Source organism: Methanolobus sp. WCC1 (assembly GCF_045690315.1).
Lineage (GTDB): Archaea > Halobacteriota > Methanosarcinia > Methanosarcinales > Methanosarcinaceae > Methanolobus > Methanolobus tindarius.
In genome coordinates this window covers 1,302,069-1,314,264 of sequence record NZ_CP146979.1, presented here as the reverse complement: position 1 = coordinate 1,314,264, position 12,196 = coordinate 1,302,069, and the positions used below count along the sequence as shown (strand labels likewise).

At 38.1% G+C, this 12,196-nt stretch carries 13 protein-coding genes and 1 tRNA gene; 4 read left to right on the top strand and 10 right to left on the bottom strand.

Annotated features, from left to right (window positions below; genetic code table 11):
- Nucleotides 1-379: 379 nt before the first annotated feature.
- The gene (locus V7O61_RS06435; RefSeq protein ID WP_407282378.1) at nt 380-1,225 is read right to left on the bottom strand and encodes a hypothetical protein; all 846 of its coding nucleotides are present in this window, start codon (nt 1,223-1,225) and stop codon (nt 380-382) included.
- A gap of 880 nt (nt 1,226-2,105) precedes the next feature.
- Between V7O61_RS06435 and V7O61_RS06430 the strand changes: the two genes are divergently transcribed.
- Nucleotides 2,106-2,252, top strand: coding sequence for a hypothetical protein (locus V7O61_RS06430; protein ID WP_023846361.1), 147 nt, complete (start codon nt 2,106-2,108; stop codon nt 2,250-2,252).
- Nucleotides 2,253-2,507: 255 nt separating this feature from the next.
- Here V7O61_RS06430 and V7O61_RS06425 read toward each other — a convergent pair whose 3' ends face one another.
- The 7 genes from V7O61_RS06425 to V7O61_RS06395 all read right to left on the bottom strand — a co-directional run bounded on the left by V7O61_RS06425 (nt 2,508) and on the right by V7O61_RS06395 (nt 7,958).
- Nucleotides 2,508-4,289, bottom strand: coding sequence for a histidine kinase N-terminal 7TM domain-containing protein (locus V7O61_RS06425; RefSeq protein WP_407282379.1), 1,782 nt, complete (start codon nt 4,287-4,289; stop codon nt 2,508-2,510).
- Between the two features lie 306 nt (nt 4,290-4,595).
- A complete protein-coding gene (locus V7O61_RS06420; protein WP_407282380.1) occupies nt 4,596-4,886 on the bottom strand; it encodes a hypothetical protein in 291 nt (96 codons plus the stop codon).
- Between the two features lie 328 nt (nt 4,887-5,214).
- Nucleotides 5,215-5,445 carry a hypothetical protein gene (locus V7O61_RS06415; protein WP_407282381.1) on the bottom strand — a complete coding sequence of 77 codons (231 nt, stop codon included), beginning with the start codon at nt 5,443-5,445 and terminating at the stop codon, nt 5,215-5,217.
- Nucleotides 5,446-5,601: 156 nt separating this feature from the next.
- Nucleotides 5,602-5,961 carry a hypothetical protein gene (locus V7O61_RS06410; protein WP_407282382.1) on the bottom strand — a complete coding sequence of 120 codons (360 nt, stop codon included), beginning with the start codon at nt 5,959-5,961 and terminating at the stop codon, nt 5,602-5,604.
- Nucleotides 5,962-6,084: 123 nt separating this feature from the next.
- A tRNA-Ser gene (locus tag V7O61_RS06405) sits at nt 6,085-6,170 on the bottom strand.
- Between the two features lie 132 nt (nt 6,171-6,302).
- A complete protein-coding gene (locus V7O61_RS06400) occupies nt 6,303-7,055 on the bottom strand; it encodes a peptidylprolyl isomerase (RefSeq protein ID WP_407282383.1) in 753 nt (250 codons plus the stop codon).
- 162 nt (nt 7,056-7,217) lie between these two features.
- Entirely contained in the window at nt 7,218-7,958 is a 741-nt protein-coding gene (locus V7O61_RS06395) for a hypothetical protein (protein ID WP_407282384.1), read from the bottom strand.
- Between the two features lie 239 nt (nt 7,959-8,197).
- Between V7O61_RS06395 and V7O61_RS06390 the strand changes: the two genes are divergently transcribed.
- From V7O61_RS06390 to V7O61_RS06380, 3 genes are read left to right on the top strand one after another with little or no spacing between them, the layout of a single operon-like run.
- Nucleotides 8,198-9,388 carry a geranylgeranyl reductase family protein gene (locus V7O61_RS06390; protein ID WP_407283416.1) on the top strand — a complete coding sequence of 397 codons (1,191 nt, stop codon included), beginning with the start codon at nt 8,198-8,200 and terminating at the stop codon, nt 9,386-9,388.
- Nucleotides 9,388-9,762 carry a gamma-glutamylcyclotransferase gene (locus tag V7O61_RS06385; protein ID WP_407282385.1) on the top strand — a complete coding sequence of 125 codons (375 nt, stop codon included), beginning with the start codon at nt 9,388-9,390 and terminating at the stop codon, nt 9,760-9,762. The genes V7O61_RS06390 and V7O61_RS06385 overlap by 1 nt, the downstream gene beginning before the upstream one ends.
- Nucleotides 9,763-10,386, top strand: coding sequence for a TatD family nuclease-associated radical SAM protein (locus V7O61_RS06380; protein ID WP_407282386.1), 624 nt, complete (start codon nt 9,763-9,765; stop codon nt 10,384-10,386).
- Nucleotides 10,387-10,487: 101 nt separating this feature from the next.
- Here the strand turns inward: V7O61_RS06380 and engB are convergent, their stop codons facing one another.
- Both engB and V7O61_RS06370 read right to left on the bottom strand, forming a co-directional pair.
- Nucleotides 10,488-11,114, bottom strand: a complete 627-nt coding sequence (engB, locus tag V7O61_RS06375; RefSeq protein WP_407282387.1) for a GTP-binding protein EngB — start codon at nt 11,112-11,114, stop codon at nt 10,488-10,490.
- Between the two features lie 45 nt (nt 11,115-11,159).
- Nucleotides 11,160-12,158: a DHHA1 domain-containing protein gene (locus V7O61_RS06370; RefSeq protein WP_407282388.1), complete on the bottom strand. Its 999-nt coding sequence runs from the start codon at nt 12,156-12,158 to the stop codon at nt 11,160-11,162.
- Nucleotides 12,159-12,196: the final 38 nt, after the last annotated feature.

The following is a 12,196-nucleotide window of genomic DNA, read 5'->3' as shown; positions in this document are numbered from 1 at the left end:
TAAAAATTGAGGCGCGTGTTTAATCTGCTGATGCTAGTGTGGGAGTGGGTTAGTAAGTTAAAAGTCGAGTAAGCAAATCATTGCGCCTCAAACATAAATAATATAAATTCTATATATACTTTGTTATATAATTTTAAGTAATTAATTTTTACTTTAAGATAACCCACAGGCATAGAACGGCAAAAAGGCACGTGCACCCCTCAGTAAGTATTGGTTGGTATGCGAGTTCCCGCTAAAGACATGACATAAACATGCCACCGTGCCTTATGATTGGAATTAATCAAATATTATTTAAGTTTTTATGAATTGTTCTGATTTGTTAAAAGTGAGATACAGAAATACATTCGCAAAAAGATTAGTATTAGAAACGAATCACAAATCAGTTAGCAAGAAGCTCTTGATTCTGCTCAAATATACTTGAAAATATTTTCATGCTATTTAATTTTTCATTTGCTTTTTCAAGTCTGGCTTTAACGTCATAGAGATCATCTTCAAGGATCTTGATATATGCCATCTGCTGCTCTATTCTAGCATCCTTTTTAATGATATCAAGCTGCTGCCTGTGAATAGTCACCTGCTTGTTAATTTCTTCTTCTGTCTTTTGCTTCAGATGGACAAGTTCCTCTTCACGGGATGAAAACTCCTCTTCCTGCACAGACAAAAGCTCACGAAGGTGCCGGACATATTCCCGCCTGCGTTCTACTTTTTCTGTTTCAACTTCAATATCCATTTCTCCGGAAGCAATCTCTTTTTTTATTGCAGCAATTTCTTTTGCCCTGGAATCAAGCCTCATTCTGGTCCTTTCAAGCCTTTTCTGTTGCTTCTTAAGAGCCAGCTCTTCCTCATACTGGGCACGCAAGAACCTGTATTGTTCACAATTTCTTTGCTGGAGTGATTCCTTATTAATATCGTATTTATCCATACGGGTGGAAAGTTCTGCTTCCAGCTTTAGAAAAGAAACATGTTTCTTTTCATATTCCTTCTTTGCCTGTTTGAGAATTTCACTTTTATTAGCAAGGTTTTCAAACTCTGTTGTGATGAGCTTTTTTGCATCACGTATCCTGTGATATTCTTCAATAATATGAGCTTCATCAGACTTTATTTGTTCTTTTTTCAAAGCTATTTCAGCACGCTTTTTCTCAACATCATCGAGTTGGCTGAAGTAGGAAGCCTTAATGTCTTCAAGATTCTGGAGTTGATTCTGATAGAAAAGTTCCTCGCTCATGTTATAGTCCTTTTTTATGAATGTATTAATCTAAGAAATGGTACTTGTGCTGTATATACAGTGTAATTATGTCGATATATAAAAGAAACATGTCCATAATTTCAAATTCTATTCCCTAATATGAACATTGTGAACATTTAGTGCATAAATAAAAAAATTATACAAATAATAGCAAAATTAATAAAAAAACAAGAAAGTTATAAACTTTCGTTTTAACAACTACAAAAAGAAGTATAAAAATAAAGTATAATGAAACTTACCTAAATGCACAGAAATAGTTCAACTATAATTTTAAAATATAAATATACAAGCAGTAATGCCTTTAAAATATTAAATCAGGAATAACATCCATGATATCAACAAATGCACCCTGCTGTATATACGTTTATGCGTGTGTCTTTTTGTTACCAAAAAGGGATTTAATATTAAGTAGTGTATAAATGAATAGTGCTATCAGCAAACGCATGAGTGCCCCTCCGCTTATTCTTTCTTTAGTACCATTGTTTTTTCCAGGAACCGCACCATACCTGAACTCAAAGCTGTTCCTTTGCTATACCAGGCACCAACAAACAATATTCAAAAGATGAATCTTACATTATTCATCATTATGAATCCCTATTATTGTATATTAGTGCTTATGAGTAATTTTACAAAATGGATCTATATATACATTTCCATTTTGATTTCTAAGAAAAAAGCTTCTTCATCACTTTTTTTCTGTGCACCTGTGAGATTTAACTATTATTGAGTATTTAAAGAAAGGATATGTAATCTATATAGTCTTTATAATCTAATTGTATAATACATAATATCCTAGATACTGCCTATAAATAGAATGAAGGCTTAGTAAAGCCTACTCGCTAAAAAAGGGGAATAAAAAATGATGGGAAAACCGAACAAGCTAGAAACATGCCCTGAATGTAATTCAAAACTGAATGAAAATGAAAATATCCAGTATTGTGAAAACTGTGGTTACTGGACACAAAAAGGAACCGTAAGGTTTGAATCTATTGCTATTTTCGCCTGAGCTGAAATAGCGATTCATTCATCTTTTAGGCATCAAGAATCTTTAGGTATCAAGCGTCAACAAAGTTAAGGCCTTAGGTCTTCATTTTTAAGTTAATAGCAGGTATATGATTCATACTGTATTTAAATAATATATTCAATTACTGAATTTTATCATTATTAACCAGATTATAATTATTATTAGTATTATCACTATTATTACTATTATCATTGATATTATACTTGACAGATTTCCAGTTCGGAATCTGGTTACATTCTATTCAACAGGGAGGTCAAAACCAAAAGTAGAACCTTTTCCAGGTTCACTTTCAACCCAGACGGTTCCATTGTGCATTTCCACAAGCCTCTTCACAATAGCAAGGCCAAGGCCTGTTCCTTCGTATTTCCTGTTGTGAGCATTATCCAGTTGACCAAAGACTGTGAAGAGTTTCTTCTGATCTTCATTGGAAATACCCGGACCTTTGTCAGTTACCTCAAAAGTAACTTTTGATGTTCCAGACTTTACATTAAGATTCACGACACCACCTTCATCTGAGAATTTTATAGCATTGCTGACAAGGTTGAACAGTATCTGTTCCAGTTTAACCTTATCGACTTTGATGTTCTGCAATTTTGACTCCACATTCTTTACGAGATCAATGTTCTTTTTTGAAGCAAGAGAATAACAGGAACCTACCACTTCATCAATAACATCCATTATTGAGATAGCTTCAATAGTTAATTCCATTTTTCCGGCTTCTATCTTAGAAATATCAAGAATATCATTTATAACAGAGAGCAGATGTTTTCCACTACGAGAAACATTAGCAACATACCTTGTCTGTTTAGGGTTTAAAGGACCAAATGTGTTCTCAAGGAGAATATCTGAAAAACCGATTATTGAATTTAGAGGTGTACGCAATTCATGACTCATGTTTGCCAGAAATGCACTTTTTGCGATACTTGCCGATTCTGCCTTTTCAGCCAGATAATTGGCTTTTTCAGTTGCTGCCCGAAGTTCCTCTTCTGCAATTTTACGTTGTGTTATGTCACTTATAATAACCATCTGACCCATTGTATTTCCTCTTTTGTCATGGATGGGAAGAAAAGTGATATTTAACCAGAAAAGTTTCTCGTTTATAGTCTCATTGATTTCAATAATACTTGTGGTACTTGAATCCGGTTTTCTATTCAGAATCCCGCACCAGGGCTCAGATAACTCTGAAACACGCATCCCTACATCTTTTAGTCCAATATTACTTTTTTGCATTGCAGAATTGTTATAGTCTACGATCCTCTGCTCTTTATCAAAAACCACAACACTATCAGGCAGATGTTCAAAAAGAAGACCTCGTGCAAGAGGTGTCAGGTTAAATAATTTGTAACGTGTAAACCCTATGAAAATTATAATGGCGCTTAATGTCAGGGAAAAAGGGGCTGGATCTATACCCCATGGCGACATACCACTCAGATGAATAAGTAAAGTTGCAAACGGCATTAATGAACCGACTATAACTATCATTATCTGCTTACGAAAAACAGGAAGAGTGCCCTGAAGAACACTGAAAAGCATACTTAAACCCAGAATGATACAAAAATTGGCATAGGTAAAATGTACCCAGTACCATATTCCGGGTTGATATCCAAGAACAGGGAACAGACCGCCATATTGTATATAATCGACTTTGTGATACAGGGTATGGTATTCTGTTGTCAGGACGAGCAGGAGAGTTGTAGTTGATATTGATACGAAAAATACTAACAATTTTTTTGGAAACCAGTTTTTTCTGCCACTATAATCTATAATGAATAATAGGAAAAACAGTGGTATGAAAGCTACCCCTAAGTATTCCAGTTTATAGAAGAATAGTAGAGTTGGCAGAGTGTCCGAAGAAATTTCAAATGCATAAAAGAATGAGTAAAAGGCAATTGAGCTCAGGAGCATGCCAATGTATTTTGAACCCGGAGTTGACTTGTAATCTTTGATTATGTAGTAAAGAAGCACACAGACAATTAAACATGATACATACAATGGAATTGAATAAATGTTAAAATACATGTTTGCACCGATAATTGTCTCATTTTTTGATCAACAAAGATAACATTAAACCTAAAATTGCTATACAGTTAATTGCCTTGAAAAAACAGGATCTTATTATGCCTACCAACACCCAAATGAATTCTGATACATAATGCTTCAGATTCACTTGCAATTATTATTGATTGTACAATATATAACATTTATTATTAGCTGTTCAGCAATGGCAGTATAATGAATGGTAAGACAAAAGATAGTTAGTAGACCAATAGCACAGGAAGAGATGATTTTTGAGATGACTATATAGAATAACGATGGAACTGTACATTACATAATGCTATAGTAAATATAGTGTGAAACTATTAGTAGAAAAACGCTATCATGTACCACTACGGGATTAAAATTCCGGTTGTCTTTGCGGCCTGTAGGATCTTGTACATAATAACCCCAAAAAATGACTATCCTACATGTCATTATTTTTACCATAATCTGAAATTGTATTTTTGAATTTGCAATCCTGTTTGCCCTGTAGTTCAACATACTTGAGAGAAGTACCAGTGTAATTGGAATCTCCATCAATACGGATGCATTTAACAGGAATTGCTGTGTGATATCCATACAACCAACTGTTCCTGTCAGAACTTAACTGAGTAGATGTTTCTACCTGGATTACAAGGACTAATTTTAACTATATAGTTCCATTAGCTTACAAATAAGTAAGATGTTATCGAAGAGGAGCTGAAGTTTGGGGTTAAAACGACTTGGAATTTAGTGTACGATATGGGACGTCAATTCGGGACGTTGACGTTCCATACCTTCCTTAGTTGTATTCTGTTATTCCGTATTTTCTACAAGCTTCGATATAATTGATTAAAATGAAAAATTGACAATAACCCCATTGTCTAAATTCAGAATGAATGTTAAAGAGAGCTTTACCCCCACTCCCTTACCACTCATACTCCTTTACTTTTCCGGAGGAGGAAGGAAATGCTGATGTCAGACAGAGAGGGAGAACATCTTTCAGCATTTCCATGCAATCCAATTCCTTACGTTTTTCTGCCGGAGAGATTCCAGATAATTTCCATATCGTACCACCAAATATGGATGATTCCCATAACGTACCACCGCATGGTTTTTTTGTGACATTTGCCGTCTGGCAGTTCTTGCCACAATTCATAGTATTATTTTCTACTATATTAATATATCTATAGTTGAATATATAGTGAGTATCATTATGATGATATACTCTCAGAACAACAGTAGATGGAAGAATCCTGATCAGAAAGATATGTAAAGTGAAATAGAAATAATTAAAAACACACAACGTGATAGTCTATTTTTTGAAATAACCAAGATTTAGTGGAGCTTTAAATGCTCCAATGCATTTCTCCCATAAACTAGGTTTTGACTTAGAATAATCAACTGATTTATCCAATTTGTTAAAATAAACTCGTTCCAAGTCATCCAATATTATGTTAACTCTATCTCTATCAAGCACTGAAATATAGCAATAAGATAAAATCCTTCTTTTTTGAAAATCCAGTTCAAGAACATTTTTTCTAAGAAGTGAAATACCATTAATATCCTGAGACAAAAATTCATCTACGATATTATGTAACTCCCTTACAGATTGTAACTTCAACGGATTACTATCGATTAGCTTGTGTAACCTATCACTTTCGCTTTGTATCATATTATCAAATTAGTTAATCTATGCAATATCATCTATATTTTGTTTTAATGTTATTAATATTAATTCATAGATTAACATCAAAGAAATATTCAAAATATTAGAACTTCAAAAAAAGTATGTCGACGCTGAGGGAGAGATTCGAACTCTCGCAGCGCGTTAGCACTACCGGTTTTCAAGACCGGCGCCGTAGTCCACTTGGCTACCTCAGCATGTCGGATGGTATCTTAATAGCGACCTAAGATATAAGGGTTTTGATAGGAAATCGATATTGACAGTAATTGTCAGCGATTAATTTAAGGTGAATTTTAATTGTTATATAAAGTAAGAAGTTAAGAGGAAGATTATTCCTCTTCAATTTCAGCTTCTTCGTCCTCTGCAGGAGCTTCGGTTGCCTCAGGAGCTTCCTCAACTGCCTCAGGGACGTATGGGTGTCTCTCGACAAATTCAAGGCTTTCAATGCCAAGCTTGTCAATGAGCTCACTTGCGATGGTCATTTTGGATACAATCCATCTCTGGTTGAAACCAAGCTCGATTGGAGTGTAGATTCTGATAAGGTCATCTGTAACCTCAACCTCAATCTCCGGCATGCCTGTGTAGAGTGAAAGCAGACCCTGTGCCTTAGCAACCTTGTCCTCGATCTTCTCTTCGATTGTGTATTCGTACTCAACATCCTTACCTGCAAGAGCATGGTTCATGTCTACACGTACTCTGCGGCCAATAACCTGTGAGATTACACCACGTTTGCCGTTAAGCTCGATAGGCATTCCAGAGTATGGTCTCTGGTCACCGAGCTGTTCCTTAATCTTTGTAACTGAAACAGTCTCAACAAGAGCAGGGTTGTGTGGACCGAATGCCATCTCTGGAGCAATAGTGATTGAACCGGAGTATCCTACTTCCTTACCAATAAAGTCCTCATCAAGACCTTTGATTGTGTGGCCGGAGCCAACGATTACAACATCGCCGCCGTAAACACCGCGTGGGTTGTAGATACCATTGTCTTTTGCAAGCTGTTCATCGGTAGTGTCAAAGATCTGTCCTTCATTGAACTTACCAGTGTAGTTTATCTTTATGAAATCGCCTTTCTCAATTGCCAAATTGATCAACTCAATATAAATTATTTGATTAATAGTCAGATTTATAGATAAAATCCATGAATTGAATTACCTGCACGCTATACTCATAGGCCTTTAAGAATCTTTTGCCAGCAAAACAAAGGAGCAGCTAAAAAGTATATAAAAAGGAAATGCAAGGTATAATCAAAAAGTATCATCCACCACAATACCAAGAACAAACTCCCTTTCAGGATCATCAAGAAGAGTAATTGAAGAAGGAAGCTCCAATAATTCTTCAAAACCGTGGAACATATTCTCAAAAGGAACCCTGGTATCGTGCCAGTCAACCTTTCTGCTGTGGCTCAGTACACCCTTGCCCTCACGATACTTGTAATTATCACGTACCCTGCCAATAGCTACCTGCTTCTCGCACATCAGAGGGATAGCAATCAGGTCATAAATTCTGATATCATTAACAAAATGCAGCACATCCTTAGCCCACACCTCAAGCAAATCAACTGGAGGAGTGCTCAGCCTTGCAAGCAAAGCCTTCTTCATCTGCTCCACACGCTCAAATTCATCGAACTCATGCATTGTAGCATCGAACTGTTTGACCTCATCATCAAACTTCTGGAGCTTAGTATTTAGACGCTTCATTTTTTTGATCATTTCAGGTCTTTCTGTTGAGTAGTCAACATTCTTAATAGCATCCTCAAACTCTTTCCTGAATTTCTGGTCAAATTCCCGGTATTTGTCTCCAAAATGCATATATTTCTTGTAGTTTGGTGACCGGTGCTTGATATCCATTAATTCATCACCGAACAGATCCATGATATGCAGGTTCAGGTCAAAAGAAATAAAATCCCTCTCTATGCAGGACTTTTCCTGCACACCGCAATAACCTGTGCGTACTACCCATACATTGTTCCTGTGTTCGCGTACCATATCTTTCACCATTCAAGAAACCTGATTTAACTTATACTAAATAAAAGATGACTCTATGCTTTCTTACATATTGATAAATAATCATCTAATTACCAGTAATAGTTAGATATATCTAATAGAATGTGGTTTTTGATAAGCATATTGAGTCAAGGATAAAAGAAGTTACGGATAAAATACACTTTTTGGTCCGCAAACTTGTGCAAACTGCAGAAAACAATTCACAAATCCTTAAAACAACCATGACGCCTGAAGATTCCTATGATATTATTGTGGTCGGAGCTGGTCCGGCCGGTTCCACCGCAGCAATGTACGCTGCAGAAAACGACATGTCTGTACTCCTTGTTGAAAAGAAAAAAGATATAGGAGTACCTCTGCAATGCGGGGGTTTCCTTCCGCATTATCCCGTTCTGCAGGAACTGGTTCCAAATGCAGAACTCCCGGTAACCTTAGAAGAAATACCATCAAACTGCATACATGCAACTGCTTCATACCAGCGTTTCATAGCACCAAACGGCCTGTCAAAAGGTTTCGATGTTGACGCTGATGCAATTGACAGGAGACGTTTTGACAAACACCTTGCAAAAGAGGCTGCAAAAGCAGGAGCCGAACTACTTGTTGGGACAAATGTAACCGAAGTGGACGAAACCAGACTCTTCATGGACGGTGCTTTCGGTGAATTTGAAGTAGAAGGCAAAGTCATAATCGGTGCAGACGGACCAAATTCCATAGTTGGAAAAGCTTCCAACATGATCCGTGACCCTGACCCCATGGGAACAGGAACTGCTTTTGAGTATGAGCTCAGTGGAGTTGACATTGACAAAGAAGCCGTTGAGATGTATTTCGGCAAGGATTTCGTTCCTGGCGGATATGCATGGATAATCTCACAGGGAGGAGATACCGCAAACATAGGTGTAGGAATCAGGGAAGCTCTTTTTGAAGAACACCTCTGTGCAAGGGATTATCTTGAACGCTTCATGTACAAGCACCCAATAGCAAGCAAAAAACTTGAAGATGCATCCATAACTTCAGTTGTTGCAGGACTGGTTCCCGTAGGCGGAGCACCGAAAGTAACTGCATCACACAACACACTGATAGCTGGCGATGCCGCAGGTCATATTATCGCAACCAACGGAGGAGGAATATCCACTGCAATGGTCGGTGGAAAACTTGCAGGTGAGACTGCCGCAGAATTCCTCAATGGCAAATGCAGGCTTCAGGAATATGACACAAGATGGAGACAGCAGATGGGACTTGAAATAAAAACCGCAGTCTATGTACGCAAACTTATGGACAAACTCATGCTCTCTGACAGGCTTATGACCACAGCCATTAAAATGATAACACCTGAACAGATGAAAGCCATACAGTGCGGTCAATTGCCTGACCCTGTCCAGAAGACATTAATGAAACTGAATGTGGGACTCAGTTAATGAATATCTTTGTTTACGGTACTCTCAAAAAAGGTGACCCAAATCATGAGCTCCTTGATAGCTCACGTTTTTTGTGTACAACACAGACAACTGAAAGTTACGTGATGCTTGACTTTGGAGCATTCCCGGGAGTTCTCAAACCCGAAAATATATCTCAAATGCCAGTGTCAACTATTAAGGGCGAAGTGTACGAGATAAGCAAAAATACACTGGAAAAGCTGGATATCTATGAAGGTGAGTGGTACTTTAGGGAAGAAATTGTGCTTGAAAACGGGCTCTCGGCTCTCATGTATTTCCTGAAGAAAATCCCGCCTGTCAACTACAAAATAATCACAGATGGAAACTGGTCTGGAAAAAATAGTGGAGGTTACTAGTTGAAAGATGAAAACAAAGAGAATACAATTCCTATGTTTGAAGGCACTATCAGCTATGAAGCATTTGGAAACCTCTATCTTAACATAACCAACCAGTGCAGTGCAAAATGTACATTCTGCATCAGGGAAGGATGTGACGGGGTTTATGGTTACAATCTCCGCCTGTCCAGGGAACCAACTGAACAGGAAATAATATCAGACCTTAAAAAACATGACCTTGACAATTTCAAAGAAGTTGTATTCACAGGTTTTGGCGAACCAACCTGTCGTTTTGATACTGTTCTCCATATAACAGAATGGCTAAACAAAAAAGGAATGCATGTCAGGCTTGACACAAATGGCCATGCGGCACTCATGAATCCCGGCAGGAATATTATAGCGGAGTTAAAAGCAGCTGGCCTTGGTGCTGTTTCAGTTAGCCTAAACGCAGAGTCCGAAGACATATACAACAAAATTTGCAAGCCGGAATATGAAGGGTCATACAGGGCAGTTCTTGATTTTGCAAAAGAAGCGGTAAAAGCAGGAATCAAAACCCGCATGACCGTTGTTGGTCAGGACGGAATTGACATCGATAAATGTGAAAAGATAGCTAATGATATCGGTGCCACTTTCAGGGTCAGATGAATAAAGAATATTACCTGAGTAATGTTTGAAAATAACTTATCCCGTATATGATAGCTTGATGATTACCGAAGCCTTTGGAAGATACTTATTTTGTTTTCTGGTCAGAAATACTTGAACAGGTCATCCCTCTTTTCATTATGCAACCTCTGCCTGATAAGTGATTTCAAAGTTTTAATATCACCTTTTTTTGCACTTATCGGAGCAACGGTGTCAAGCCACTGCCTCCATGGAGGCCGCATGTTGAGTTTATCGCATATCTGGTCCAGTGTCGCATCTAACTCGTTGTTTTTAATCTTGTCAACCTTATTTACAGCCAGGATTATATCAAAACCCAGCTCCCGGAAAAGCTCAAACATCTCGATGTCAATTGGGAGCTCGTTACGCTCCTCCCAGCGTTTTACTATTTCTAAAAATGAAGCGCCATCAATGACAAGCACAGCAACATTAATACGGTCTGTGTTTTTTTCGATATAACGCACTATCTGGTCTTTCACAATATCCTGCTTGCGGTCCTTAACACCGCTCATAAAACCAAACCCAGGCAGATCAGTCAGAAGCAAATCAGAATATCTAACATGAGTGGGTTTCAGTGTCACACCAGGACGCTTGCCTACTTTTACATTCTTTCCTGTAAGCTCCCTCATAATAGAAGACTTACCGACATTGGATCTCCCTGAAAAAATAATCTCGAAATTTATGCCCTCAATCTCATCAGTCTTCTTTGCCATTTATACCGCCATTACTGCCGTTTACACAACCGTTTTTAAGTACCATTATAATTTTGCAGCTCTGCTCTTCTGCACACCTATAGCCTTATCGAACTCGCGAAGGAAAGCATCAAATGATTCCTTAGGAATTCGTGCACCTGCAGCAGATGCATGTCCACCGCCACTTCCTCCGAATGAGGGTGCTATTCTGCGAAGTAAACGATTCAGGTCCACGGATTCTGAATTTCTTGAACGCAGACTCATATCATAAACATTCCTCTTATGGCGGAATTCGGCAGATATGCCCACATCCCGCTGTCCGTAGGAAGCAGCATATATAGCGGATTTTGACATATAACCATTGGGGTCGACCACATAAGCCAGGTTCTGGAGAGTTTTAACTTCATGTTTCACATGAATGCGGAGCTGTTCCTCAAGGTCAGCACCTTCTTTTGCATACTTTAATACACCCGGTATAGCTGTAGGTATCTTATCATGGGACAGCGGCAGAACCAGCTTCCTCTTAAAATCATAGTTCCTTCCTGAATAGATGAGTGCCTGAATAAGTGTGCCGGCCTGGAAAAACAGGCTTCTTTTGTCCCAATCACGCAGCCACTCTTTCACAGAAGGACTGTTATCATAATAATCCCCGATAGCACCATAAATAGCCACCCTGCGCATATCCCTGCTAAGCCTTTTCTGAAGAACCTTATATGTAAGTTCCGAGGCACAAACAGTAAGATCATGATGAAGCCAGTCTGCACTTATGCATTTTTCCGGTAAAGGATGATGATCTATGTACGTAAGATTAGAAACTGATGCAACCTCATGAAGCTTTTTAAACAACTCAGTGCAATGCCTTTCATCAACAGCAATATCGCAAATTACAACGTTTTCATAACCGTCTGCAAGGTTCAGGTCATCTAGGACACCGACAGGAGATGTGAAATAAACATCACCTTCAGGATATGCACTTTTTGCAATAGCACCGGAACATACTCCATCCGAATCCCCATGTGTCAGGATAAGGGTGGATTTGTTTCCATGCTGTCTGGATTTTGTCATGTAAACTACCCTCTTAAACAAATATAGAGTAACTTATA

Excerpts from the sequence above, each read along its gene's own strand:
- V7O61_RS06410 (WP_407282382.1), bottom strand. The coding sequence starts at position 5,961 with ATGATACAAAGCGAAAGTGATAGGTTACACAAGCTAATCGATAGTAAT.
- V7O61_RS06425 (WP_407282379.1), bottom strand. The coding sequence starts at position 4,289 with ATGTATTTTAACATTTATTCAATTCCATTGTATGTATCATGTTTAATT.
- V7O61_RS06430 (WP_023846361.1), top strand. The coding sequence starts at position 2,106 with ATGATGGGAAAACCGAACAAGCTAGAAACATGCCCTGAATGTAATTCA.
- V7O61_RS06395 (WP_407282384.1), bottom strand. The coding sequence starts at position 7,958 with ATGGTACGCGAACACAGGAACAATGTATGGGTAGTACGCACAGGTTAT.
- V7O61_RS06385 (WP_407282385.1), top strand. The coding sequence starts at position 9,388 with ATGAATATCTTTGTTTACGGTACTCTCAAAAAAGGTGACCCAAATCAT.
- V7O61_RS06370 (WP_407282388.1), bottom strand. The coding sequence starts at position 12,158 with ATGACAAAATCCAGACAGCATGGAAACAAATCCACCCTTATCCTGACA.
- V7O61_RS06390 (WP_407283416.1), top strand. The coding sequence starts at position 8,198 with ATGACGCCTGAAGATTCCTATGATATTATTGTGGTCGGAGCTGGTCCG.
- V7O61_RS06435 (WP_407282378.1), bottom strand. The coding sequence starts at position 1,225 with ATGAGCGAGGAACTTTTCTATCAGAATCAACTCCAGAATCTTGAAGAC.
- V7O61_RS06415 (WP_407282381.1), bottom strand. The coding sequence starts at position 5,445 with ATGAATTGTGGCAAGAACTGCCAGACGGCAAATGTCACAAAAAAACCA.
- V7O61_RS06420 (WP_407282380.1), bottom strand. The coding sequence starts at position 4,886 with ATGGATATCACACAGCAATTCCTGTTAAATGCATCCGTATTGATGGAG.
- engB (WP_407282387.1), bottom strand. The coding sequence starts at position 11,114 with ATGGCAAAGAAGACTGATGAGATTGAGGGCATAAATTTCGAGATTATT.